Genomic DNA, 26,715 nt, shown 5'->3' with positions numbered 1-26,715 from the left:
CGGGAATCAGGCACTAGGTACGGGGCACTAGGCACTAGGCACTGGTGAAGGCAGCGGGCAGGAAGGCGGTTTTTCTGCGGATGTGGCTGCCTGGGTCGCCCGCAATCTGTAAGCGGAGTCGCGGCGGGGTGTCTGCACCGCTTCGAGGCTTTCGAGCCATCGAAGGATCGATCAGGCCCATAAAAAAAGCCGAAGGCCGAGGGTGACTCGGGCTGCGGCGGTCGCACCCTGTTTGACCAGGGGGCGGTGCCTGCGATTTCTCTTGTTGCGTGAAACCGCGGGCCGCGATCGATTACACTGACGGAAGTATAACGGCCTATACATTGCCTGTCAAGAATGTGATTGTCAGGGAACTGATCGTCAAGGAGACACCGCATGCCCCAACAAACAACCGTCCTCGGCCTCGACATCGGGTCCAACTCCGTCGGGTCCGCGTGGATCGACGCGAAGACCGGCACCATCACGCGCGGCATCTCCATCTTCCCCGCCGGGGTTGATGAGACCGACGACAAGCGCGGCGACCCGAAGAACGCCAATCGCCGCAATGCACGCCGCACGCGCATCACGCTCGCCCGCCGCGCCCAGCGCAAACGCGAACTGCGTCTGGCCCTGATCGACGCGGATCTGCTGCCGCCCACGAAAGAAGAGTTCAAGAAACTCCTTGAAACCACCGACCCGTGGGACTTGCGCCGCCGCGGCTTGAGCGAGGCTCTCTCGCCATATGAGTTCGGACGCGTACTGCTGCATCTGGCGCAGCGACGCGGTGCCCTCGGCCTGTCCATCGCGGACCCGGAAGACGGCGAGGAAGCGAGCGAGAGCGAAGACGGCAAAGTCAAGGCTGCCATCGGTGCCGTGCGGGCCGAGATGATTGTGCGCAAGGTCCGGACTTTTGGCGAGTTCATCGCGATGCTGCGCGATGAGCGTCGAACGCCGATTCAAGCAAGCAACGGGCGAACTACCGGCGCCAAAGGCGGCCCACGCGAGTATTGCAACCCTGTACGCAACAAGGCGGGCAGTTACGAGCGCTGCGCCGATCGCCCGATGATCCGCGATGAGTTCAAACATCTCTGGACTGCACAGAAAAAGTTCGGCGGTGCGCTCGCCCCACTGCTCACCGGCACACTCTGTGAACTGCTCGACAACGAACAGGGCGACAGTGTGTGGAAACACAAGGGTCTGCTCTTCGGCCAGCGCCGCGCGACGTGGGATCTGGGCACGCTGGGCCGCTGCGTGCTGCACCCCGAAGAGCGCTGCATCGCGCACGCCGACCGCTACGCCAGCCGCTTTCTGGTCATCGAGACGGTCAACAACCTGCGCATCATCGAACGCGGCCAATCCGCACGCCCGCTCACGCCCGACGAGCGCGAAAAGATCATCGCGTACCTGAGTGGGCCTCTGGGCATGATTGCGGCGTCAGAAAAGAAGGACCGCAAGACGGGTGAAGTTAAGATCACGCCCGAGCGACCCAAACGCACGGTCAGCGTGACGGACCTGCGCAACCTGATGGGAACCAGCGCCGAAGGCTGGGGACGCGCAAGCAAAACCTCGCACTACCGCTTCAACATCGAAAGCGACGATGACCGCACGATCAACACCGACTGGTTCAGCCGCGAGATCGTGCACGGGGCGATCGGGGCTGAAGCGTGGGACGCGATGAGCGAGCGCATGAAGGATGGCTTCAATCGCGCGATCCTGCGCTTCGATCCCGATGAACCAGACGACGCGAAGAAACTCAAGGCAGGAGTCATGTCATGGGGCGGCCTCGACGAAGAGCGTGCTGATCGACTCATCGAAGCGTGGAAGACGCGCCCGCGACCCGATGCCAGGCGCCTGAACATGAGCCGCCGCGCGGTGCGCAACATCCTGAGTGTGATGGAGCAGGCGTGGACCGATGAAGCAGGGACAGCGCGTTGGATCACCCAGATCGAGGTCCGCAAAGTGATCGCGGCCGATGACGATTCTCTTGACGTGCAGAGCGGGCGGAAACTCGATGACCTGACCCGCCGCCGCTACGCGACCGGGGCCAAGGGCGCGACCGCTCGTGACCGCTATTACATGGGCAAGCACACCCTGCGCAAGCCCGACGGCTCGGCGGTCATCGGCCCCGATGGCCACCCCCTCGCCGAGCCGCCGCCCGCGCCGCTCATCTCGAACCCGGTCGTGCGCAAGGCGATCCACGAAGTGCGGCGGCACCTTGTTGAGTACATGACCGCGTTCGGCCGCAAGCCCGACACCATCACCATCGAACTGGCGCGCGAAGCGAAGATGGGCGCGAAAGACGCGGACAAACTGCTCTTCAAGAACCGGCTGCGCAACCGCATCCGCAACGAGATTGTGCGGGACTTCAAACTTGATGCTCCGGGCGTGACGAGCACGCAGCAGCGGGCCGCCGTCGATCGCGTCATCCTGTGCGTGCAGCAGGGCGGTGTCTGCCCGTTGTGCGGGCAGGGCGGATTGACGACCAGAAACGCGGCAAACGGAGAAGGCTGCGAAGTCGCGCACATCATCCCCCGCGCCAGTGGCGGACACAACGGCCTGTCGAACATCGTCCTGTCGCACACCAAGTGCAATCGGGAGATGGGTCGCCGCACGCCGCGGCAGTATTTCAACGAGAAGTTGCCCGGCGGTTTTGATGAAGGTCTGCGCTTCGTTGAAGGGATCTATGTGGATCGCGCGCGGCCTAAGCCGTCGGAGCTCAAGAGCGCCACCGGTGAGCCGCTGTGGAGCGCGTACTTCATCGAGCGCGAGGACCGCGCCAAACTCGAGCAGTTCAAGAAGGACATCAAAGACATTCAGGACATGACCAACCGGCAGGAGGCCGCGACCAAGTACGCCGCGCGGCAGGTCATGGCGTATCTGGCTGACGCGCTCTATGACGGCACCGGCCTGCCCGAACGCGGCGGCACGCGCCGCATCTACGCGACCGATGGCCTGTGGACAAGCCGGCTTCGCCGCGAATGGGGCCTGTTTTTCGATCCGCACGACAAGCGGTCCCATGATCTGAGCGACACGGAAAAGCACATCCGCCAGGAGAAGGATCGCGGCGATCACCGCCACCACGCGATCGATGCGATCGTCATTGCGCTGTGCACGCCCGAGATCCAGCGGGCGTGGGACGCTCGAGAAAAGCAGGCCGACATCGACGGCATCAACACGGCCGACGAAGAACAGATGGCCAACTACCGTCGGGCCAACCCGCTGCCAGTGCCCGCTCCGTTCACGTCGCGCGACGCGTTCCGCGCGGCTGTCGAGGAATCGGTCTATGGCGAGCGCGGCTCGATCGTGCCGGTGTGCCACCGGCCAGTAAAGCGCAAACTCATCGGGGCGCTGCATCAGAAGACGCTCCATGGGCCGGTCCTGGATCGAGAAGGAAACCTGACCAATTTGTACACGGCCAAGAAAAGTGTGTTGGCACTGACACCAAACCATTTGCGGCTCCCTCGCTTGGAAAATTCCAAGGAGGCCATCGATCGGTTAGCCGACCGCCGCATCAAGGAAAAGGGCATTGAAGCGAAAGCTGCCCGCAAATGGGCTCGCGAGTTGATCAAGTCCCCCGCATATACGCCAGCAACGATTGACCCCCCGCCTGAGATCAGCGGAATCGTGCGCGATGCTGATCTGCGTCGCCGCTTGCGCCTGTGCCTTTATGAGAACGGCCTCGATCCCGACAACTTCAAGGCTAACGAACTCAAAAAGCTGGTCGAGGCGGGCAAGATTCGCCACGCATCGGGCGTGCCCATCAAGTCCGTCGTCCTGTTGCGCACCATGTCCGACCCGGTGCTCATTGACCGTAAGAAGATGGATTACTCTACTGGTCGCATGATTCGCGATGACGACCCCGCATCAAAGCGTGCATATCTTGGTGGCAACAACCATCATGTTGAGATCCGCGTCGCACCCGACAAGACGGGGCAGGCGGTGTGGACTGGCGAAATTGTGTCAGCCTTTGAAGCAGCGCAGCGCAATCTCGCTCGTTTGGGAGCCTTTCGCGCGGCGGGTGTGCCCAAGCCAAAGGTTTATCGCGATTTGCCTGCTGCCGAAAAGAATCGCTGGCGACCCATTATCCGTCAAATTGAGCAGGCCCACCCGATCGTCGATCGTCGCGACAACGACAAGAAGGGCGGCGCGTTCCTGATGAGCCTGAGTGAGGGTGAAACGCTGTACATGGCAGACAAAACCTCAGGAATTCCAGGATACTTCGTGGTTGCCATGATTTTCGGCACGAGCAGAATCATTCTGGTGCCACACTGGGATGCGAGAGCCGCCACCGGCAGAAAGGACTCAGAGGGCAGAAAGGTCAGCGACTCTGTCAGAGAACAGTTTGAAGTCTCACCAAACGTCCTCAAATCCCTGGCCCCGCCCGGTCATCCGCACGCGGTCAAGGTTCGCATCAGCCCGCTGGGCACGGTCACCGTGCTCGAACGTGATTGAGTTCCATATTTTTCGCTAGCTTTGCGGCAGTGCGCTTTGTTCTCCTGTGGTGAGCCGTCCTGCCCGTCTGGAGGACCGGTGATCCGCCGCACCGTCGAGATCAGCCGTGAGCCCGCCCACCTCGCTACGCGCGATGAGCAACTGCTCATCCTGCGCTGCGAGCGCGAGCCGCAGCGACTGCCCGCACGCCCGGCCAACCTCGCGGGCTCGATCCCGATCGAGGATCTGGGCGTGCTGGTCGTCGATGAACGCGACACGACCTATTCGCACGCAGCGCTGGTCAAACTCGCCGAGCACGGCTCAGCCCTGGTTGTGTGCGGCCGCGATCATCAGCCCTGCGGCTTGTACCTGCCGCTGAGCACCAACACGCAACTGCTCGATCGGCTCGACGCCCAGTTGAGCGCAAGCAAGCCGTGCCTCAAGCGCCTGTGGCAGGCCATCGTCACCGCCAAAATCAAGGCTCAGGCCGAGAATCTGTCGCACGATCCGGCGTCGCAGTCGCGGCTGCGGGCCCTGGCCGCCCGCGTACGCAGCGGCGACCCCGACAACGCCGAAGCCACCGCTGCCCAGCGCTACTGGCCCGCCTTGTTTGCGGGTATCGAGCGCGTGGGCCAGCCCTTCCGCCGCAGGCCCGGCGACCGCGACGCGGCCCCGCCCAACAACCTGCTCGATTACGGCTACGCGGTGCTGCGGGCGGCCGTCGCGCGAGCCATCATCGCCGCCGGACTCCTGCCCGCTCTGGGCATCAAGCACCGACGCCGCGACAACCCGTTCTGCCTGGCCGACGACCTTGTCGAACCTCTGCGGCCGATGATCGACTGGAAGGTGCGGGCGCTGGCCCAGCGCGGCGCGCTCGGGCTCGATCAGCCCACCAAGGCCGAACTGCTGTTGCAACTCTCGGCCCCGGTCCGCGTCGGCGACGGCTTCGGGCCGGCACAGGTTGCCATCGGTCGATATATCGCGTCGTTCGTCCGCGTGCTGCTGGGCGAGCAGGATGCGCTCGAGGTGCCCGTGCCGTGGTACGGCCAGACAGGCGATGAAAGGCTGACGGAATTCGATGATGATCCGGAGTTATCCACACTCATCGGCACCAACGAAGAACGCCCGGAAGGGTGGCACGAGTCCCGCCGTCGAAGCCAGACCGGGCAGAAACCGCCGGAAGTCGAGGATGACCGGCCATGCACCTGAGCGGGTACCGATTCATGTGGGTAGTGGCAATGTTTGACCTGCCGGTGGACTCGAAGAAGGCTCGCAAGGAGTATGCGCAGTTTCGCAAAGCCTTGCTCAAGAATGGGTTTGCCATGATGCAGTTCAGCGTGTACATTCGTCATGCAGCCAGCCGCGAAAACGCGGAAGTCCACATGAAACGGGTCGAGGCAGCGGTGCCGCCCGATGGGGAAGTGCGGGTCATCACGATCACGGACAAGCAGTTCGAGAGGATGCGAGTATTTTGGGGAAAAAAGCGACAGAAACCAGAGCCGGCCCCGGCTCAACTGGAACTTTTCTGACGGCGACTCGCGTGCAAGTGCCTGTCAGGGCGATATTTGCGGCGGGTCTAGTGTAATCGATCGCAGCCCGCGAGCAACCCGCAACTGCGATCGTTCGCTCGTTCAGCGTCGAATCAGTGTAATCGATCGCAGCCCGCGAGCAACCCGCAACTGACCGAGATCGAGATCGGGCCCGCGACCAAGTGTAATCGATCGCAGCCCGCGAGCAACCCGCAACGGGGTGGCTTGATTGGGTCTGGATTGCCCAAGTGTAATCGATCGCAGCCCGCGAGCAACCCGCAACGATGAGGTCGCGACCCAGCGCGTGGCTGGAAGTGTAATCGATCGCAGCCCGCGAGCAACCCGCAACCGACGCCCATCAGATCGCACGCGCGTTGGCAGTGTAATCGATCGCAGCCCGCGAGCAACCCGCAACATGAGTCCTTCGAGCCAGTCGGCTGCGAAGAGTGTAATCGATCGCAGCCCGCGAGCAACCCGCAACATCCTGCTGCCCAACAAGGCCGACGGCACGAGTGTAATCGATCGCAGCCCGCGAGCAACCCGCAACCACGACGCCAGTTGTGTCAAAGACGTGATGAGTGTAATCGATCGCAGCCCGCGAGCAACCCGCAACCCCGGGGCGATGAGGGCGCGCTGGCCGCGCTAGTGTAATCGATCGCAGCCCGCGAGCAACCCGCAACGTGCGGCGGGCGCGTGAGCGCGGCATTCGCAGTGTAATCGATCGCAGCCCGCGAGCAACCCGCAACAGTCGGTCAAGCGCGGAGCGCGGCGCGGGTAGTGTAATCGATCGCAGCCCGCGAGCAACCCGCAACGTCGCGCTCATCACGCTCATCACGCGTCTCAGTGTAATCGATCGCAGCCCGCGAGCAACCCGCAACATGGAACACCAACACAGAGACCAAGCCCAGAGTGTAATCGATCGCAGCCCGCGAGCAACCCGCAACATGGTGCTCGTGGTGCTCGTGGTGCTCATAAGTGTAATCGATCGCAGCCCGCGAGCAACCCGCAACAGTGCCACGCGGACGCAATCGCGTCGTCGAGTGTAATCGATCGCAGCCCGCGAGCAACCCGCAACTCGCGCGTGGTGTAGCCCACACTGACTGCAGTGTAATCGATCGCAGCCCGCGAGCAACCCGCAACACGCGGACGCGACGCCCGACGCGGGGCAGGAGTGTAATCGATCGCAGCCCGCGAGCAACCCGCAACTTGCTCGCGTCGGTCTTGACGAACCGCAGCAGTGTAATCGATCGCAGCCCGCGAGCAACCCGCAACACAACGCACAACGCATGTTTTCGGCGTATAGTGTAATCGATCGCAGCCCGCGAGCAACCCGCAACGGAATGATGTGTGGCTGTATCGCCTCGGACAGTGTAATCGATCGCAGCCCGCGAGCAACCCGCAACGCTCGCATCAGGTTCGCGGCCGCGTGCTGCAGTGTAATCGATCGCAGCCCGCGAGCAACCCGCAACGGGCAGGATTGCAAGGAACCGCCGCGCCTCAGTGTAATCGATCGCAGCCCGCGAGCAACCCGCAACAGCACCTCACGCATGGTACGACGAACGAGAGTGTAATCGATCGCAGCCCGCGAGCAACCCGCAACAGCGAAGATCCGCCGCACGATCGAAGAGCAAGTGTAATCGATCGCAGCCCGCGAGCAACCCGCAACAGCCGATCATCGTGGCCCGCATGGTGTCAAGTGTAATCGATCGCAGCCCGCGAGCAACCCGCAACAAACGGCGCACACTTGGCCGGCCGCGTTCCAGTGTAATCGATCGCAGCCCGCGAGCAACCCGCAACGGCAGTTCGTCGCGCCTGTCGTCGGCATGGAGTGTAATCGATCGCAGCCCGCGAGCAACCCGCAACGGGGAAGGGGAGGGCAGGGTGTGATCAGACAGTGTAATCGATCGCAGCCCGCGAGCAACCCGCAACAGATAATCGACGTTGGCGCCGGAACTCAGCAGTGTAATCGATCGCAGCCCGCGAGCAACCCGCAACAAGTGGCAAAGAAGATACCACAGTTCGGCCAGTGTAATCGATCGCAGCCCGCGAGCAACCCGCAACATGAGCAACGGCGCGCCGCTGCGCTCGAACAGTGTAATCGATCGCAGCCCGCGAGCAACCCGCAACTATGACCGACAGGTGAATCTCCGCAAGGCCAGTGTAATCGATCGCAGCCCGCGAGCAACCCGCAACAGCCGCACGCCGGTGATCACGTTCGCGCGCAGTGTAATCGATCGCAGCCCGCGAGCAACCCGCAACTGCAGAATCGCACACGCCTGCGTGAGGCAAGTGTAATCGATCGCAGCCCGCGAGCAACCCGCAACATGGAGAGGTAGGGCGCGAGAGGAAAAGGCAGTGTAATCGATCGCAGCCCGCGAGCAACCCGCAACGGGCATGGAACGGCAACAGCGGGTTCAATCAGTGTAATCGATCGCAGCCCGCGAGCAACCCGCAACTGAACGATTCCTCTCTCGATCGCGGCCGCAGTGTAATCGATCGCAGCCCGCGAGCAACCCGCAACGGCCTGCGCACGCGGCCCGTGCCCGCGGTCAGTGTAATCGATCGCAGCCCGCGAGCAACCCGCAACGATCGATGTCACGTACACGCTGCGCGTCGTAGTGTAATCGATCGCAGCCCGCGAGCAACCCGCAACAAAGGCGCCGATGATAAGCACGCCATGGCTAGTGTAATCGATCGCAGCCCGCGAGCAACCCGCAACGGCCTGCGCACGCGGCCCGTGCCCGCGGTCAGTGTAATCGATCGCAGCCCGCGAGCAACCCGCAACGGCTCGATCGCGGCGGCCATCGCGGCCGCAAGTGTAATCGATCGCAGCCCGCGAGCAACCCGCAACATAGTGAGGTAGGGCGCGAGAGGAAAAGGCAGTGTAATCGATCGCAGCCCGCGAGCAACCCGCAACGAAGGCCCGTCGCTGCGCTCCGACCCTTCGTTGCGGGCCATCCACAGGGGCACGATGCGCTATCCGACCCTATGTGAAATAGGCTCATGCCTCAGAAACGCTCGCTCAACCACAGACACACTCACTCACCCTCGCTCCGGCTTTTTCGAGCCTCGTCCACATCTGTTACACTCGCAGCCCACCATGCGACGACGACTCACCACACCGCTCCCCCTACGGCTCGGACGCCCCATCTGGTGGCTGCTCGGGTTTCTCTCCGGCATCGCCACGGTCCTGGGTCTGATGGCGCTCATCAGCCTCAACAATGGGTGAGTCGGCAGGACTCGCACGTCACGAACCTGACAGCGGAGCGATGGCTCCGTTATGAATGAGCCCGCCCGGTTGTGCCACTTCGACAGGATTCCCCCCACATTGCGGGTTTGTCATGGGCCGCGATCCTCCTTCTCTATGCCTTTGAGCAGGGGCGATGAAAAAAACTTCAACAATTTGAAGATTCCATTTCATTCACCGACCGCATGCGTCGATCACACTTCCAACATTGGCAGGGCGTCTTGAATGTGGCATCAGCCGCAGCGCCCTGTCGAAGACAACTCTGCGCTGAGCCGCAGAAGGAGCTTTATTATGGCAACAGTCCTGCCTCAGTCGCGCGAACAAATGATTGCGTGGTTCGCCGCCCGTATCGCCTCGTGGGCTTCAAGTCCAACGGCGATCAACTTAACCATGGCCCAGGTGACACAGCTTGCAACATTGCTCAATGAAGCTCAGAATGCCCAGACTGCCGCAATTGCAGCACGCATAGCATCGAAGGATGCAACATTACTCTTCCATCAGCACGCCGATCTGCTTCGTGCCTTTGGCGGTGACATGATCACACTCATCAAGGCCGGAGCCGAAATCAACAACGACCCATCCATCTACGCCCAGGCCTCGGTCCCTCCGCCCGCCGACCCCTCGCCGCTCGGCCCGCCGCCGACGCCCACCGATCTGAACTCGCGCCTCAACACCGCGGGCCAGGTGGTGCTGACCTGGAAGTGCACCCGCAAGGGCGGAACTTCATTCAACATCGCACGCCGCACCACCGCCCCCACTCAGCCCGTCAGCGGCTGGACACTCATCGGCACCAGCGAAGTGCAGCGATTCATCGATACCGCCCTGCCCGTGGGCCTCGAGAGCGCGACCTACCGCGTCATCGCCAGCCGGGCCGGCGGGTCGAGCGTGCCCAGCGACGTCAGCACCATCTTCTTCGGCACCGGCAACCAGCAGGAGACCGAAGACGGTAACAGCGGCCTCACGCTCGCAGCGTAAAGCCCTCGAAACGCAGCGCACGTCGCGCAGCGTTCATATCACGCCACAGCATGGGGTTGATCCTCCGGGATCAACCCCACTTTCATGCGCCGGCAGCATCGGGCCAGCCTCCACGAGCCAAAATAATTTTCCTCTCTGCCTTGCAGTTCGCACAACAGCAGGTAACTTGAAGAGTAGTTCGTCCTGCTTTGCGCGCTGGCACGGCCGCCTGGGGTGATAGCACGATGGGGTGAGATCACGAATGGCATCCTGCCCTGCCCCCACGCTCGACGTGGAACGTTGAACGAGTCCGGTTGCCCGCACCACCTGGCGGCTCGCCGGATGCTGCCAGTCATGTCGGCCCAATGCGTTGTCGGGTCGATTGAGTCCATGTGTGTCCTGCTCCTGGGAGCGCGGCTTGGCTCGGCCGAAACAAGACGAGTATTCTGGAACAAACTGAGGATCTTGACCATGCGATACACTGCAATGATTGCCGCTGTTACTCTCGCTTCCGGCTTCGCCCACGCGCAGCTCATCCAGCCCGACTCGGCCGTCGCCGGCAGTGAGTTCAACAACCAGTATCTTGTGACCAACGCCATCAACGGCAGCGGCCTGCCCGCCGGGTTTGGCCTCGACAGCGTCCATGCTACATACACTACTTTCAACCACTGGACCACCGCATCGGGCGCTCTTCAGGCGGGCAACGCCTGGGCGACGTTTTCCTTCAATGATCCTCAGTCGCTGGCCCGGTTCCATATGTGGAACCACCTGTCCAACGGCGTCGCGGCCGACCCGGGCTACGCCATCACACGATTCAACCTCGAACTCTTCGACGCCGACAGCAACCTCATCGGTTCGCTGCTCAATGTGTCGGCGCTGCCTCATGTGCATGTGGCCCAGACCTTTGATTTCGGCCTGACGCACAACATCAGCAGCGTCAAGATCACGATCCTGGCCAACAACGGCTCGACGCAGTACACGGGCCTGGCGGAAGTTGCGTTTGATGCTGTGCCCGCGCCCGGTGCGGTCGCACTGCTGGGCCTCGGGGCAATCACGGGGCTGCGCCGCCGTCGCTGAATCCTGCTTTCAGTTCTGACTCACCATTGGCGCAAACCCCCGCGGGTCTGCGCCATTTCTCATGCGCACGTCCTCCCTACCCTCCTGACGTGCAGGATGTCTCATTGCCGGCAATCGATCTGTCCGTCGTCACTCCGGCCCACAACGAGGAGGGCAATGTCGCTGCGCTCGTCGGCGAGATCGAACGTACCTTCGCCCATGCGGGTATTCTGTTTGAACTGATCATCGTCGATGATGGCTCGACCGACGCCACGCGGGCTCGAGCGCTCGACGCTGCGAGCGGCCGCGACTGGGTGCGGGTCATCGCCATGAGCAACACCCCGCCGGGCAGAGGCTGCGGGCAGAGCGCGGCGTTTGCGGCCGGGTTCGCTGTCGCGCGCGGGCGGCTCATCGCGACCATGGACGCCGACCTGCAGAATGATCCGGCCGACCTGCCGGCGATGCTCGACCTGCTCGAACGCTCGGGGGCCGATGTGGTGCAGGGCGACCGAAGCCGCTCGCGGCGCGACAACTGGATGCGGCGGCGCACCAGCGCGGTTGGGCGGGTGTTCCGGCGGTTGATTCTCGGTGATCGCGTGCGCGATACGGGGTGTTCGCTGCGAGTGATGAAACGCGAAGTCGCACGTGCTCTCCCGCTGAACCTGCGCGGCATGCACCGGTTCATCCCCGTCACGGCGCGCGACCTTGGCTATCGCGTCGTCGAGATGCCGGTCGTCCATCGCCAGCGCTCGGCAGGCGAAACGAAGTACGGCAAGGCGGGGATTCTCAAGCGAGCGATCCCGGGACTGGTCGATTGTTTCGCCGTGCGCTACATGCGCTCGCGGCGCACGCCGGTCGAGGCGGTCGAACTCGCGGCTGCGGAGGCTCGCCCATGAAGCCGGGTCCGGTGGTCGCAATGGTGGCGCTGATCGCGGTCGGCGTGTGGCTCGTGTTGCAGCCGACCCTGACGCGTGAAGCCTTCGACTATGAAGTCCGTATCGGCGGCGAGCGCGTGCGCGTGGCGGTTGAAGTCGGGAGCCAGCCGGTCCGCTATCGCATCGTCGGGCCGCCGCACCTTGTGCACGAGAGCCTGACAGCGGTTGACCTGCTCAATGTGCTCGACGCACAGGCCGAGGTACTCAACCAGAAGCCCGGGCTCGAACGAACGCTGCTTGGATTCTTCAACATCACGAGTTGGACGAACTTCGCCTGGATTGCGATCGGGCTGATTGGGCAGGCGGCGTTCTTTGGCCGCATGTTTGTGCAGTGGGTTGTCAGCGAAAGGAGCGGCCAGAGTCAGGTGCCCGAGATCTTCTGGTGGTTCAGTCTGATTGGGGGGATGAGCCTGTTTACGTATTTCGTCTGGCGTGTGGATATCGTCGGCGTGATCGGGCAAAGCACGGGAATTGTCATATATGCCCGCAACCTGCGGCTGATCCACAAGCACAAGCGGAGGCTGGCCCGCGGCGGCCAATAAAGCCGGCGGATATAGAGCCTGCGGTCGGGGGCGGTGTGAAATCATCATGATGAGCGGCCGAGGGGCTGCGCAACCCCGGCCGGATCGTGTAGACTGGTGGGATGAAGATTCGACTCGACGACACGCTGCTGGAGATGGAAGCCCGATCGGTGGCCGAAGCGCTCGAACTGGGGCGGGGGGCTGCGGAAAAGCAGGGGCGGCTGATTATCGAAGTGCATGCCGATGGCTCGCCGCTGCCGGCTGCGATGCTCGATGAACCGCCGGATCATGACGCGGGCATCGGCGAACTGCGGCTGCTCTCGACCCTTCCCGGGCCGTTCATTCAGACAACGCTGCTCGACGCGGCGGATCTGCTGGGACAGGTGCGGACGGATCAGGCCGAAGCGGTGCGTCTGTTCCAGTCGGGGCATATCGAAGAGGCGTTCGGACCGCTCCAGCGGGCCCTGACATCGTGGGCGATCGTGCGCGACGTGGTGGACAAGAGCGCGACGCTCGGGGCGATCGATCCCGAGAGCGTGCGGGTCGAAGCGGCTGACGGTGCTGTTCGCACGGGTCCAGCCCACATCGACACGCTGAGCGACAACTTGACCGAGATCAAACGGGCGCTCCAGATTCAGGATTTTTCAGCCCTGGCCGAGGTGCTGGAGATCGATATGAACCTCGAGGCCAATCAGTGGGAACGCTTCCTTCAGGCGCTGGCCGATCAGGCGGGACAGATCGGCGCGTAAGCGACGTAGTTTGATGGCCGACGTGACACGAACCAATCCGATTGATGTGCTGATGGAAAGAGCCTCGCAGGCTCTGGCCGAGACTCGGTACGTCGAGGCCGAGTCGCTGGCGGCCCGGGCACTGGTCAAGGCGCGGCGTGCCGACGATTTTGAACGCATCGCCCGCATCGCGCTGCCGCTTCAGGAAGCGCGGCGGCAACTGCGCCTGCTCGCAGCCGAGGCCGGGCCTGTGCGTCTGGTCACGGCACCGGCCGATGTGCCCGATCCGATCGCGCCGGGGTTCTATCTGGTCCAGCCGCCGCTGATTGGTCTGGATGCCCGCACGCTCGGCGAGGCGGGATTGCGACGCGGCGTGGCGGTCGTGGCTCTGGCCCGCGAACCGCTGACTCGAGATGGTTTGTGGCCCATCGTTGCGGTCAGTGAGATCAGTTGCCGCTGCAAGGTACTGCCGCCCGTGCCGCTCGAACGCGTCGAGAGTCGGATGTCAAAGGACGAGTTCAGCGGCCCGATCCCGGTTGCGTGGTTTGAATCGACGTACGAAACGCTCGGCGACAGTGCCATCGCTGCGATCGACACCGGCGAGCCACCGGCGTGGCGCGTCGATGACTGCCTCGAACGCCTCGATGCTCTGCCATTCCACGAAAAACTGCATCAGGTTCTGGCTGCCACTGCCCGCGAAGCCATCGGCCAGCCAACACCCGAAACGCCTCGAAGGCGGCCGCAGATCCGCGATCCGTATTCATTCTGACGCATCGCTACCCAGCGGCTCGCGATTGCATCGGCCGAGCCTCTTGACACGCCTGATATACTCAGTGGCGGAGGCCCGTTGCGCTTGCTCGATCATCTCTCCAGTCATGACACGCATCACTGCCACCGCATCGTCGACGAGTGCCGCGAGCTTGGAGCAGACACCGACGGTTGGCGCGTTCGACTCATCGAAAGTCTGCGGACGCTGGTCGGGGCGCGTGTGATCATCATGGCCGAACTGGTGAATCTCGGGCCAGCGGCCGATGGTCCCATGCGCTCGCTTGCGACGCACCGCATCGGCTGGGCAGACCAGCAGTCCGAATCCCGATGGCGTGAGTACTCGCAGTCCGTGCCCGTTGAACACACGCCCGAGTATCCGTATATCAACCGGTTCACCGGCCAGGGGCTGACACTCTCGCGTGACGAGATCTGGGGCCGCACGTCGTGGTATCGCTCGCGGACCTTCAACGAGGTCCATCGGGCGTGCGGCATCGACGACTATGTCATGAGCGTGCGCGCGACCGACATTCCCGGAAGGTCCGTCTCGATCTGGATCCACCGCGAGGTCGGCGATGTCGGGTTCACGCCGCGCGACCGCGCCATCATCGGGCTGGTGCATGACGAGGTCGGGCGTGCGTTCGGATCCTTTCTTGCCAGAGCCGATGAGCCGCGACTTGCCACACTCACCCAGCGCCAAAGGCAGGTTCTGTCCCGGTTGCTGCGCGGCGACGCCGAGAAACAGATCGCCTACGAGCTCGATCTGAGTCGCGCGACCGTCCATGACCATGTGCTGGCCCTGCACCGGCACTTTGGTGTATCGAGTCGTGGCGAACTGCTCAGCCGTTTCATCGGCCGCGCCCGGCCCGCGCTGAACACCGAACATCTCTGATCGCGTCGCTCCCCCCAGCCAGCGTGCCACAGCGACCCCACCAAAGAGTGGTGCCTGTGATTCCTGTTCACAGGCGAAGATGTTGGTGTCGAGCGAGCAACGTGCTTCGCGGCGACTTCAAGCAGCATCATCCACAGGAGACGTTTCATGAAGCGCATTACACTCGGCCTGCTCGCGATCAGCGGTCTGGCCACCGGGGCATCGGCCGAAGAACTCATTGTCACCGGCCTGTCAGGACTTGTTCAAACCATCGATCTGGACACCGGTGTTGTCGGGCATCGCGGCGTCTGCACCGGCGCGGTGCAGTCGATGGCGGTGGCCGACGGCACCCTCTATCTCGGCGGGCTGCTCGACGACGTGTATGTCTTTGATCTGGCGACCAACCAGGTCACCGGCACGTTCACGATTCCGGGCCAGGCGCACGCCATGGCGTGGACCGGCGCACAACTGCTCATCGCCAACACGGGCAGCACGATCATCACGATCGACCCGGCCGATCACTCTGTCATCGAGACGCGATCTGTCCCGACCGGCGACATCAGCGCGATCGGCATCGACGCCGGGGGCCTGTTCGTCGGTGGACAAAACTCGCTGGCCCTGCGGTCGCCGGTGGGCATGAACGACTTCCAGTTCTTTGCCGCGTGCGGTTCGATGATCAACGCCATGGCCTTCGGGCCCCAGCGCATGTATCTGGCGGGCACGACGTTCTTCAGCGAGGACGCCGGCACCGTCTACACCTTTGACAAGTTCGTCGGCGGGGTCAGTTACACTGCGACGTTCCCTGTGCCCAACGACGCTGCAGCGATCCTGGCTCATCGCGGGCTGCTGTACGTCGGCGGCAGTGACGGGCTCGTCCACGAGATGCACGCAGGCACCGGCCAGATCCTTCGCACGTTTGATCTCATGGTTCCGGTGCGCGGCATCGCGCCCGCGCAGGGTCTTGTCTCGTGTCCGGCCGATTACGACATCTCGGGCGATCTGAACTTCTTCGATGTCGCGTTGTTTCTCAATCTCTTCTCGGCCCAGCTGCCCGCAGCCGACACCAACGGCGACGGCCTGTTCGACTTCTTTGATGTCGCCCGCTTCCTGGACATGTTCAACGCCGGTTGCCCCTGATACATGCAACTGGCCACCCCACTGCTCCGTCGCCCCCCAGTGACGGCGGAGCGGCTTTGTGACTTGAAGCTTCACGCTCGGCTGGCGCGGCCCGGCGGGTACCGCACGTCGTATCGAACCTGCATTACTCCCACGCGACTAGTTCTTACTCGCTTCGGCGAGGTGAGTCAGCGTTTTGCGAATCATCGACCGCGCCGACACGGCATTCTCGACCGTATTGATTCCTCTCGCGTCTAGCCCCGCCAGCACCTCCAGACACTCGCTGGCCAACAAATGAGCACGCGATGTATCGCCCCACTGCAGTGCCATATCCGCACCAAGGCTCAGCGTGAAGGCGAGCAGGCCTTCGGCAAAGGCGTTTCCAGGCTGAAGACGACTGTGCTGGCGCGTTCGTTCAAGCATGTCGTCAAGCTGGAACCTGGCCTGATCAGTCCGGTTGGCAGTCGTGTCAAGCCGGAGTTGATTGCGCCCGACAAGCACCAGATGCTCGACGAAGGCCGAGCGATCGGGCTGCAGATGAACGAGTTGGTCGGCCAACTCCATTGCTGCTCTGGTATGCATCGCGCATGCCGCAAAGTCCCTGGTCTGTCGGTAGTGGTTGGCCAAACGGTAGTGTGCCGACGAAAGATTGTACTTGCTCAGAATCCGACCGGGTGAATCGTTGAACAATGCCTCGGCCAGATGGAGTCGCTCGATGAGCCAGGCTTCCATCTCGGCCCAGTGCTCGGGCTGTTCGTACCGCAGCCTGAGCCGTTCGTAACTCCAGCACAGATCATCGCGCACTCCTATGTGCGATGGATCCATCTCCAGCAGTTGCCTCTGAATGAGCATCGCCGCGTCGTAGGTCGCCAGATACTCCTGGCCTTCAAACAGCACCCGCTGCATGTCGCCCATGCGTACCACCGATTCGGCGTAGCGTCGCCCGAGTTCGATGTTGCGCGGGTCACGGCGGTGGAGAGCCTCGTAGAGCGCCATCGAGCGACCAAACTCGCCCATCGCATCTGCCAGATCACCGTCGAGGTAGCGCAAGTCTCCGCGCTCGCGCAGCAAGCGTGCCAGAGCGGCCTGCAGATCATGGTTGTCCGGATCCGCTGGCAGCAGCCTCTGGACGCGTTCCATGAGCAGTTCGACCATGGCTGCCCTCGATTCGGCTGTCCCGCTGAGCACGCTCAGGCGGTCGAGCGTCTCGACGATGAGCGAGGCGATCAGTTCGCGCTGGTCCTGCACCTCGCGCGCCAGTCGGCTCCGCGAGGCCACGATGTTGATCACCAGTATCACCAGCAATGCGGCGCACGCCAGCGACACCAACGACGCCATCGGATGGCGCCGGGCCAGCAACTGCGCGTGATAGGCTGCGTTGTTCTTGCGTGCCGTCACCGGCATGCCGGTCAGGACGCGTTCGAGATCGTCGGCCATGTGCTGGGCCGAGGCATAGCGGCGGGCCGGATCCGGGTCTGTCGCGCGTGCCATGATGGCTTCGAGATCGTGCTCGCGTCCGCCGCAGGCTCTGAGTCGCACGTCCACCGGCGCTGCTGCCGCCTTGGCCATCTGGCGCAGACTCGTGCGGGCCCGCGCGGGGGCGCCGGTCAGTACTTCAGAGAGCACCAGCCCCAGTGCATACACGTCCGAGCGCGCGTCTACATCCTGATCGTCGATCTGTTCGGGCGACATGTACCCCAGCGTCCCGACCACCAGTCCCGCTTCGGTCAGTTCGCTCCTGGCGCTGCCCGCCCCGACCAGTCTGGCCACGCCGAAGTCGATGACGGTGGCCCGCGACCGGCCGTGATCGTCACTCGACACCAGGATGTTCGAGGGCTTGAGGTCGCGATGTATGATTCCTCGCTGATGGGCGTGATGCACGCCTTCGGCCGCCTGCCGCACGAGATCCACGCGCCGGCTCCAGTCGAGCCTGCCTTCGAGTGCCGCCGTCGTGATGAGCTTGCCCTCGACCAGAGCGCAGGCGGCCCACCATCTCCCGTCGCTCAGTCGTCCGCTGTCGTACACCTGTGCCACCGCGGGGTGACTCATCGACGCCATCACGCTCACCTCGCGCATGAAACGCCGGGCGTCGCGCGGCGAACCGGCAGATCGCATCACCTTGATCGCCACGTCGCGCTCGAGCGGAGCGGGTGAGCGCCCGCGATAGACGATGCCCGTGCCTCCTTGTCCCAGCACGCCCGTGATCGCGTACTGCCCGATGACCTCGGGCATAGGCGGATTTGGCTCGGGCTCATCGCCAGACAAAACTCTGCTGACCCATGTTCCCGTGCGCGCATCGAGAAACCCCTCGCGGTCGATCACTTCGGCTTCGTCGAGCAGGCTCTTGACCTGGGCCTGGAGCACCGCGTCGCCGCAGGACAGTTCGTCGAGCAGCCGGGCGCGATCGGCGGGCGGGGCTTCGAAGACCTGCCCGAAGATGGTGCAGACGCGATCGGTGCACACGAGTTCTTCGATTTCGGGACTATTCGCGGCCACGGCATCGCCGCTCTCCTCGGTCGCGTGGGGCTGGCCCAACCTGTCGTCTGCCTGTGGCCGCATCGCCTGATCCGTCTCCTGCTATGCGCTCTGGGTGTGTGTCTCGTCGGGTCCGACGCCCGCCGCGCCCATCAGTCGCCGCAACAGCACGCGCGCCAGCGTCCAGTCCTTGCGCACGTTCCGCTCGGTCATGCCCATCTGCACTGCGATCTGGGCCGCGCTCAGGCCGCCGAAAAACTTGAGTTCCACGATGCGGGCCAGGTCCGGCTTCCTGGCCGCGAGTCGCTCAAGTGCCTCGTGCAGGGCTTCGATTTCTCTCGGGGAATCGAACTGGGGAATCTCATCGAGTTCCGCCGGCACGCGCACCATCCCTCCGCCTCGTCGAGTCGCACGTCGCGAGCGGGCGTGATCCACCAATATGTTCCGCACCACCGTCGCCGCCAGAGACCGAAACTCGGCCTCGGTGCGATACTCGGCTCCCGGAGTACGCATCAGTCGCAGCCAGGCTTCGGACACCAGGGCTGTTGGTTGCAGGGTGTGGCCTGCTCGTTCCAAGGCGAACTGCGCCACCGCGATGGTGTGTAACTGTTCAGCTAGGCTCCGGACTGCCGCGGCCGCGTCGGTCATAAACCCAGCGGGTGAGGGTAAAGTGTCAGCCGTGTGATCGGGCGGGTCCATCGTATGGAGTCTACCAGCAATTCTCCCTACGAGTTTCGCTAATTCGGTTGATTCTCTACAAAATTCCACCCATTTTTCCCATCTCCCGCCGACGTAAATACCCGGAACGACAGCGTAAATTCCCTTGCAATGCGAACTTGAGGCCTCTATGCTGCCTCCCGCGGTCGCAGCGAAGTCGGCAAATTGACCCGCAGCGGCGTCCGTCGCCGGGGGGTAGGGAAAGATGCTCATGGTGCAGTGTGGCAAGCGGCGAAGCGTCGCCTGGGTCATTGCGGCGTCGACGTTCGGGCTGCTTGTGCCCGCAGTCGCGGCGCAGGATGAGCGGGCCCTGATGCTCGACCTGGGTCTGCACTCGGCCTCGGACGCTTCGATTCTGGGCGGCATCGTCGTTGGCCAGCAGTACACCGAGCAGAACCAGTGGCGGGCTGTGCGCTGGACGGCGCCGGGCACAATCGAGAATCTGGGCACCCTTGGCGGAGTGAGTTCCTTCGGGCGCGGGGTGTCGGCACTGGGCGATGTGGTGGTCGGGCAGTCGTACAACGCAGACAACCGCTGGCGGGCGTTTCGATGGGTTGCTCCAGGCCCGATGGTCGAACTGGCTCCGCTGGACGGGGTCCGGTCCGAGGCGTTTGCCGTCAGTGACGATGGGCTGGTGACGGTCGGCTGGGCCGAAGTGCCCGGCGGCTGGCGGAAGGCGGCCCGCTGGGTTGGCAACGGACTTCCTGAGAATCTCACCGGCAATGCCGACAGCGAGGGCTACGGCGTCAACGCCGACGGGTCGGTGGTTGTCGGCATCATCCGCACGGGTGCCAGTTCATACCGCCCCTTTGTCTGGTCGCAACCGACCGGAGTCACGATCCTGCCCAGTTTCGGCGGGCAGATCGGCTCGGCACAGGCTGTGAGTGCCGACGGCACGGTGGTCGCGGGCATGGCGGGCGATGCGAACCAGAACCTGCTCGCCTTTCGCTGGACGGCCGAGCATGGAATGCTCGCGCTGGGCACGCTGGGCGGGACCAGTTCGGCCGCGACGGGCATCTCGGCCGATGGATCCGTGATCGTCGGCTGGTCGCGCGACAGCCAGAACCGCAAGCGGGCTTTCCGCTGGGACGCGATCGCGGGCATGGTGGACATCGGGACGCTGGGCGGCAACGAGGCCGAGGCCACGGGCATCTCGACGAACGGCCAGTACATCGTGGGCAACGCTCAGAACGCGCAAGGCCAGTGGCGAGCCTTCCGCTTTGGGCCTGGCGGTCCGCCGCCCCCGCCGCCCGAGTGTCCGGCGGACCTCAACGCCGACGGAGTGCTCGACTTCTTTGATGTGCAGTTGTTCCTGAGCCTGTTTGCGGCTCAAGATGCCCGGGCCGATTTCACGGCTGACGGGTTCTTCAACTTCTTTGACGTGCAGGCATTCCTTGCAGCCTTCAGCGAGGGCTGCCCCTAAGGCGAGGCGGCCGCGGGCAAGTGCCTTGCGACCAAGATATTGCGGCAAGTGCCCCAACCTGCACGGTGCGCATTTTGTCCGACAGTTCGGTACCCGCCGGAGGCCAGCTGCGCTCACGAAGAACTGGTGGTCAATGCCGCACCGCCCGACCCGGCTCAGACCCCGTACACCGCACTCTCGCCCAACTCCTCGGCGATGCGGATCAGCTGGTTGTACTTGGCATTCCGGTCGCTGCGGCACGGAGCACCCGTCTTAATTTGCCCGCAGTTGGTCGCCACCGCGATATCGGCGATGGTGCTGTCCTCGGTCTCGCCCGAGCGGTGGCTGAGCACACACGCGTAGCCGTGGCGGGTGGCGAAGTTCACCGTCTCGAAGGTCTCGCTCAGCGTGCCGATCTGGTTGACCTTGACAAGAACCGCGTTGGCACACGCTTCAACCACGCCGCGCTCGACGAACATGCGGTTGGTCACGAACAGATCATCGCCGACGAGCTGAATCCGGTCGCCGAGCCGCGCGGTGAGTTTGGCCCATCCTTCCCAGTCGTTCTCGGCCAGGCCGTCCTCGATTGACGCGATCGGATACTTGTCGCACCAGTCGGCCCACAGGCTGATGATGTCGTCGGTGGACAGGATCTCTCCGGAAGACTTGAACATTTTGTAGCCGCTCTTGCCCGCCTCGGCCGCGTGGTTGTAGCATTCGCTCATGGCCGGGTCGAGCGCCACGAAGATCTCCTCGCCCCACTTGTAGCCGGCCTTGGCGACCGCTTCTTCGATGATCCGAAGTGCGTCCTCATTGGTGGCCAGGTTGGGGGCAAAGCCGCCCTCGTCACCGACGGCCGTCGAGAGTTTGCGTTTCTTGAGCACTGTTTTGAGCGTGTGGTAGATCTCGACGCCCGCCCGCATCCCTTCGCCGAAGGTCTCGAAGCCGATCGGCTGAATCATGAACTCCTGAAAATCGACGGTGTTGTCGGCGTGCGCGCCGCCGTTGAGGATGTTCATCATCGGCACGGGGAGCGTGCGGGCGCTGGTGCCGCCCAGATAGCGGTAGAGCGGAAGGCCCGATGCCTCGGCCGCGGCCTTTGCCACCGCCATTGAGACGCCGAGAATAGCGTTTGCCCCGAGGCTGCTTTTGTTGGTCGTCGCGTCGAGTTCGAGCATCGCCGCGTCGATCCCTTCCTGATCGCGGGCATCAAGACCCTCGATCGCCGGAGCAATGCGTTCGATCACGTTGTCGACCGCCTGCGTGACGCCTTTTCCCATCCAAGCTTCGCCGCCATCGCGGAGTTCGACAGCCTCGTGCTCGCCGGTGCTGGCGCCGCTGGGCACGGCCGCGCGGGCGATGACGCCTCCATCGAGAGCAACTTCAACTTCGACAGTGGGGTTGCCCCGGCTGTCGAGAATCTGGCGGGCGAAGACAAGGTCGATGTCGAACATCGGGGTTTCTCCTGAGCAAAGTGTGCTGGTTTCGTCGGTTCACGCAAGGATAGCGCGGTCGCCGAGCCGAACTGCCCGCACGGGCGATGCAGGGCGTGTATCCTTTGCAGATATGGCTCCCGATCTGACCAGGGAAGAGTTTGCGGACGGCATCGAAACGCTGCACCGGCGTCTGAGCGCGATGGGCCAGTTGGCGCTGGGGCTGGTCGAAGACGCGCTGGTGGCGTTTTACGCCTGTGATGCACAGGCCGCCAGAGCGGCCATGACCGCCGATGACGAGATCGACCGGATCGATGTCGAGATTGAGCAGCACGCCGTCGAACTGCTCACCGCGGCCGCGGCAACCTGCATCACCGTCGCGCCCGCGACGATCCGCCAGCTGCTGACCGTGGTCAAAGTCAACAACGAAGTCGAGCGGATCGCCGACGCCGGGGGCGAAATTGCCGCATTGGCGGCGGTCGCCGATGCGGGCCAGCGCGACCTGCCCGCGACGACGCGCGTGATGACCAACAGCGTGGTCGGACTCATGCGCGACGCGATGCGGGCCTTTGCACGCCAGGACGCGGATGTGGCGCGGGTGGTGCTGGCCAGCGAGCATGTGGTCGAGGGTTTCAAGGCCCGGATCCTGCGCACGGCCGAACAGCGCGTGGCCGCAGGGGCCATGAGCGTCGATGCCGCCTTCAACTTGCAGGAACTCGTCAGCCACTGCATGTTCATCGCAGACCACTGCACCAACATCGCCGAACAGGTGATCTACATGCAGACCGGGCTGATCGTCAGGCACACGGATGAGCAATGGGTCGAGCGCCCCAGCGCCGAGGAGCCGTAAGTGAGCGGGCCTTGCGTGATCGGGCTGGACTTTGGCACTTCCAGCGCCCGGGCCATCGTGGCCCGCATCAGCGATGGCGCGATCATCGCGTCGGCCACCTTCGACTACCCGAGCGGCACGGCAGGAGTCATCACCAGCGCAACCGATGCGAACCTGGCGCGCCAGCACCCGGGCGACTATCTGGCCGCGATCGACGCTCTGCTCGGGCAGGTCGCGTGCAAGGCCGCGGCCTCGATCGACATCGCCAGCATCGTGGGCATCGGCGTCGATGCCACCGCCTCGACCCCGATCCCGGTGGACGCTGCCCTGCGGCCGCTGGCGCTGGACGCGGCTTTTGCGGGCGATCCTGACGCGCTGGCACACCTGTGGAAGGATCACACCGCCCATGCCGAGGCGGTCCAGATCACCGCCGAACTGACGCGAAGCGCCCCCGCTCATCTGGCCCGCTGCGGCATGACGTACTCGAGCGAGTGGTTCTGGTCCAAGATCCTGCGTGTCGCGCGCACGAACCAGCGCGTGGCGCGCGCGGCTGCAACCTGGGTCGAACAGAGCGACTACATCCCGGCGGTGCTCGCGGGTCTGAGCGACGCGGCCACGATGCCCCGCAACGTGTGCGCCGCCGGACACAAGGCGCTCTACGCGGCGGATCTGGGCGGCTATCCGCCCGTTGCCGTGCTCGAACGCCTGCACCCGGCCCTCGCGGGCGTGCGTGAGTCGTGCGCGGTGCCGGCGGTGACGAGCACAACGCCTATTGGCACGCTGACCGCCCCACTCGCGGCCCGTTGCGGGCTTTCGCCGCGCGTCGTCATTGCGGCTGGAGGTATCGACGCACACCTGGGAGCAATCGGCTCGGGCGTGCGCGCGGGCAGCATGGTCAAGATCATGGGCACAAGCACCTGCGACATCCTCATCGCCGAAGCGGGATCGTCGCTCGACATTCCTGGCGTGTGCGGCGTTGTCGATGGGTCGGTTGTGCCCGGCTGCCTCGGGATCGAAGCTGGACAGAGCGCGGTTGGTGATCTCTTCGACTGGTTCGTGCGCCACGTCGCGCGCAGCGGGAGCGACGCTGCTGCGATCGCCCGGACGCATGAGGAGCTCACGCGCGAGGCTGCACGTCTGGCCCCCGGCGCAAGCGGGCTGGTCGCCCTCGACTGGAACAACGGGAATCGGTGCGTGCTGGTCGATCCGCTTTTGAGCGGAGTGCTGATCGGCCAGACCCTGCACACCACCGCGGCCGAGATCTACCGTGCCCTGATCGAGGCCACCGCCTTTGGCGCGCGCACCATCATCGACCGTCTGGCCGAGCAGGGCACAGCGCTCGACACCATCATCGTCTGCGGCGGCATCGCCGAGAAGAACCCGCTGGCCATGCAGATCTACGCCGACGCCATCGGACGCCCGATGCATGTGGCCGAGTCTTCACAGGCCTGTGCGCTGGGCGGAGCGATCTGCGCCGCCGTCGCCGCGGGTGCTCACCCCGACATGCCTGCCGCCATCGCCGCCATGACACGCCCGCCCAGCCGCGTGCTGGTACCCAACCCCGCCGCAACGCGCGTGTACGACGAACTCTTCGCGGTGTACTCGGCCCTGCACGATGCCTTCGGTCGCGGGCACAGCGCCATGGACCTGCGCACGGCGATGAAGCAACTCATCGCGATCAGCCGTCAGGCCCGCGCAGCCGGCATGCCCAGTTGAATGAGCAGAACCGGCCCCGCTGCGCAAGCGCTTCACGCTGTGAACATGACCCTACCCGCTACCAGCACAGAACGGATCCATCGATCATCCCAACTGTAAAGCAGCGTGCCCAGCGGGTCGGGACTCGTCAACCACGCGCGATCTGGACGGACCACAACCACATCCGCGTCGACCCCGGTCGTGAGTGTTCCGCAACCATGCCATCCCAGCGCCGCAGCGCTGCCCGCAGTGATCGCATGAAACGCCTGCGCAGCCGTCGGTGCCTCATCGCCACGCGCACGGGCCGACTCGATCATCGCCCGGGCCACGCGCACCATGCTCCGGTCCGGGCCGCCCGCGATATCGCTCCCGAGCGCGACCGGAATGCCGGCCGTTGCCAGCCCCGCGCGATCCATAATGCCGGCTTCGAGAAACCGATTCGCGGTCGGGCAGTGGGCTGCGCATGAACCGCGGGACTCGATGAGCGCTGCATCGGCAGGCGCAAGGTGAATCGTGTGTGCCAGGATCGTCCGCGGGGTGAGCAGGCCCACGTCGTCGTAGACCTGCGTATACGAACGCCCCGGGAACAGCGACTCGACCAGCGCCACCTCGGCGTGGGTCTCGGCCAGATGAGTCTGGATCGTCCACCCTCGCCGGGCTGCAAGTTGGGCCGCGTCACGCATCAGTTCGGGCGTGCACGCCACCGCGAACCGAGGCGTCACCGCCGGTTCGAGCCGCCCGACGCGCTCGAACCGCGCCAGTTCGGCCAGTTGCACCTCGCGCGGCAGGCACAACTCGGGGGGTGCGTTGCGGTCCATCAGCGAAGGCCCCAGCACCCCGCGCACTCCCAAGGCCGCTGCGGCCTCCATTGCTGCCCGCGCACCGGCTGGGTGCACGCTGGCATACGCCGCCATCGCCGTCGTGCCAAACGAAATCAGTCCGCGCACCGCCCGCTGGGCCATCGCTGCGGCGTAGTCCGTATCCGCCCACAACGCCTCGGCCGGGAAGATCACACACTCGAGCCACTCAAGCAGTTCGAGACCCGCGATACCAATCGCGTCGTACTGCGGCAGGTGTACATGCGCATCGACAAACCCTGGCATGATGATGAAGTCATCTCCACCCAGATCCGCTGCTGCCGGTGCTTCGCCCGCCCCCATCTGCACAATCAGCCTATCGCGCGCCAGCAGCCAGCCTCTCTCGAGCCGGCTGGTTGATCCATCATGCACGAGAAGATGTCCGGCGATGAGCATTGTCTGGTTGTCCTTGCTTTGGACCACATCAAACTGCCAAGCAGCCAGCGCTCAGCTCCACACGACAAGTACCGAGCAGAACGCGAGCACACTCAACACGACACAAACTGCTTGAATCACTCGGCCAGTGTAGACGCGGGCACTTAACCGGGATTGACAACGACCACATCCGCGCTCGCTCGCCATCGCTCCGAAACGTGCGCGAATGTCGGCTCCGCAACCCCCTCGAAAAACTGCCTGGCCCGCTCGATCCCCCATCCCCGCTCGCCCGCCCTTTCGATAGCCTCCCACCGCCGCCAGCGTTGATCGGCGGGTGCCTCGACGTAGACCGCCACATCAAGCATCTGTCGGACCCGTGGATCGAACGCATGAATCCCCTCGCAGACAATCAACATCGCTGGCTCAATCCGCCGCGTGGCCACGCGTCGATGTTCTTTGAAACACCAGACCGGGGATTCGACCGTCATGCCAAGTCGTAACTGTGCGAGATGGGTTGCGAGCGCGTCAAGATCCGCGTGCTTTGGGTCGTCCCGTTCATGCTCAGGAAGGTCGGAGTAGTCAGGCAGATAGTCATCAGTTGCAACGATGATGCCAGCGGGCCTGGTCAACTCGCGCGCGAGGGTGGACTTGCCCGCCCCGACCGGGCCGGTGATACCGACGATCTGGCGGGGAGAGCCCGAACGCGACGCCACGAGGTCCCGGATCAAATCCGGAGCCTTTTCCATGGGGATCATGTGTGGCCAGTGCACATCTTCCACTGCCTCAACCATATGCTGATG

19 protein-coding genes and 1 CRISPR repeat array are annotated in these 26,715 nt (G+C 64.1%); of the genes, 14 read left to right on the top strand and 5 right to left on the bottom strand.

The window, feature by feature from the left end:
* Positions 1–375 precede the first annotated feature (375 nt).
* The 11 genes from KF757_09675 (at position 376) to KF757_09625 (ending at position 16,153) form a co-directional block, all read left to right on the top strand.
* Positions 376–4,431 carry an HNH endonuclease gene (locus KF757_09675; GenBank protein MBX3323245.1) on the top strand — a complete coding sequence of 1,352 codons (4,056 nt, stop codon included), beginning with the start codon at positions 376–378 and terminating at the stop codon, positions 4,429–4,431.
* A 78-nt stretch (positions 4,432–4,509) separates the two neighbouring features.
* On the top strand, positions 4,510–5,619 hold the full coding sequence (cas1, locus tag KF757_09670) for a type II CRISPR-associated endonuclease Cas1 (protein ID MBX3323244.1): 1,110 nt from the start codon (positions 4,510–4,512) through the stop codon (positions 5,617–5,619).
* On the top strand, positions 5,610–5,939 hold the full coding sequence (cas2, locus tag KF757_09665) for a CRISPR-associated endonuclease Cas2 (GenBank protein ID MBX3323243.1): 330 nt from the start codon (positions 5,610–5,612) through the stop codon (positions 5,937–5,939). Before cas1 ends, cas2 begins: the two co-directional genes overlap by 10 nt.
* Before the next feature lie 49 nt (positions 5,940–5,988).
* Positions 5,989–8,860: direct repeats of the CRISPR family, unit length 36 nt; unit sequence AGTGTAATCGATCGCAGCCCGCGAGCAACCCGCAAC.
* Positions 8,861–9,477: 617 nt separating this feature from the next.
* Positions 9,478–10,161 (top strand): hypothetical protein, encoded by a 684-nt coding sequence (locus KF757_09660; protein MBX3323242.1) that lies wholly within the window; start codon positions 9,478–9,480, stop codon positions 10,159–10,161.
* Between the two features lie 450 nt (positions 10,162–10,611).
* On the top strand, positions 10,612–11,217 hold the full coding sequence (locus KF757_09655; protein ID MBX3323241.1) for a PEP-CTERM sorting domain-containing protein: 606 nt from the start codon (positions 10,612–10,614) through the stop codon (positions 11,215–11,217).
* 104 nt (positions 11,218–11,321) lie between these two features.
* The gene (locus KF757_09650) at positions 11,322–12,092 is read left to right on the top strand and encodes a glycosyltransferase (protein ID MBX3323240.1); all 771 of its coding nucleotides are present in this window, start codon (positions 11,322–11,324) and stop codon (positions 12,090–12,092) included.
* The gene (locus KF757_09645) at positions 12,089–12,673 is read left to right on the top strand and encodes a lipid-A-disaccharide synthase N-terminal domain-containing protein (GenBank protein MBX3323239.1); all 585 of its coding nucleotides are present in this window, start codon (positions 12,089–12,091) and stop codon (positions 12,671–12,673) included. Before KF757_09650 ends, KF757_09645 begins: the two co-directional genes overlap by 4 nt.
* 101 nt (positions 12,674–12,774) lie before the next feature.
* Positions 12,775–13,401, top strand: a complete 627-nt coding sequence (locus KF757_09640; GenBank protein MBX3323238.1) for a hypothetical protein — start codon at positions 12,775–12,777, stop codon at positions 13,399–13,401.
* A gap of 22 nt (positions 13,402–13,423) precedes the next feature.
* Positions 13,424–14,149 (top strand): hypothetical protein, encoded by a 726-nt coding sequence (locus KF757_09635; GenBank protein ID MBX3323237.1) that lies wholly within the window; start codon positions 13,424–13,426, stop codon positions 14,147–14,149.
* A gap of 84 nt (positions 14,150–14,233) precedes the next feature.
* Complete coding sequence (locus tag KF757_09630) at positions 14,234–15,037, top strand: hypothetical protein (protein ID MBX3323236.1); 804 nt, start codon at positions 14,234–14,236, stop codon at positions 15,035–15,037.
* A 147-nt stretch (positions 15,038–15,184) separates the two neighbouring features.
* Positions 15,185–16,153 carry a hypothetical protein gene (locus tag KF757_09625; GenBank protein MBX3323235.1) on the top strand — a complete coding sequence of 323 codons (969 nt, stop codon included), beginning with the start codon at positions 15,185–15,187 and terminating at the stop codon, positions 16,151–16,153.
* A gap of 138 nt (positions 16,154–16,291) precedes the next feature.
* Here KF757_09625 and KF757_09620 read toward each other — a convergent pair whose 3' ends face one another.
* Both KF757_09620 and KF757_09615 read right to left on the bottom strand, forming a co-directional pair.
* On the bottom strand, positions 16,292–18,691 hold the full coding sequence (locus KF757_09620; GenBank protein ID MBX3323234.1) for a serine/threonine protein kinase: 2,400 nt from the start codon (positions 18,689–18,691) through the stop codon (positions 16,292–16,294).
* 18 nt (positions 18,692–18,709) lie between these two features.
* Positions 18,710–19,255 (bottom strand): sigma-70 family RNA polymerase sigma factor, encoded by a 546-nt coding sequence (locus KF757_09615; protein MBX3323233.1) that lies wholly within the window; start codon positions 19,253–19,255, stop codon positions 18,710–18,712.
* A gap of 280 nt (positions 19,256–19,535) precedes the next feature.
* On the opposite strand from KF757_09615, the gene KF757_09610 reads away from it, so the two are divergent.
* On the top strand, positions 19,536–20,747 hold the full coding sequence (locus KF757_09610; protein ID MBX3323232.1) for a hypothetical protein: 1,212 nt from the start codon (positions 19,536–19,538) through the stop codon (positions 20,745–20,747).
* Positions 20,748–20,902: 155 nt separating this feature from the next.
* Here the strand turns inward: KF757_09610 and eno are convergent, their stop codons facing one another.
* Positions 20,903–22,180, bottom strand: coding sequence for a phosphopyruvate hydratase (eno, locus tag KF757_09605; protein ID MBX3323231.1), 1,278 nt, complete (start codon positions 22,178–22,180; stop codon positions 20,903–20,905).
* Positions 22,181–22,292: 112 nt separating this feature from the next.
* Here eno and KF757_09600 point away from each other — a divergent pair, with 112 nt between their 5' ends.
* Positions 22,293–23,009, top strand: a complete 717-nt coding sequence (locus KF757_09600) for a hypothetical protein (GenBank protein ID MBX3323230.1) — start codon at positions 22,293–22,295, stop codon at positions 23,007–23,009.
* Positions 23,010–24,704, top strand: a complete 1,695-nt coding sequence (locus KF757_09595) for a ribulokinase (GenBank protein MBX3323229.1) — start codon at positions 23,010–23,012, stop codon at positions 24,702–24,704.
* 32 nt (positions 24,705–24,736) lie between these two features.
* Here the strand turns inward: KF757_09595 and KF757_09590 are convergent, their stop codons facing one another.
* Together KF757_09590 and KF757_09585 are read right to left on the bottom strand one after the other, a co-directional pair.
* The gene (locus KF757_09590; protein ID MBX3323228.1) at positions 24,737–25,963 is read right to left on the bottom strand and encodes an amidohydrolase family protein; all 1,227 of its coding nucleotides are present in this window, start codon (positions 25,961–25,963) and stop codon (positions 24,737–24,739) included.
* A 116-nt stretch (positions 25,964–26,079) separates the two neighbouring features.
* Entirely contained in the window at positions 26,080–26,661 is a 582-nt protein-coding gene (locus KF757_09585; protein ID MBX3323227.1) for an AAA family ATPase, read from the bottom strand.
* Between the last annotated feature and the right edge of the window lie 54 nt (positions 26,662–26,715).

Source organism: Phycisphaeraceae bacterium, from assembly GCA_019636795.1.
Classification (GTDB): Bacteria; Planctomycetota; Phycisphaerae; order Phycisphaerales; family UBA1924; genus JAHBWW01.
The sequence above is the reverse complement of the archived record's forward strand: the minus strand, read 5'-3'. Positions and strand labels throughout refer to the sequence as shown.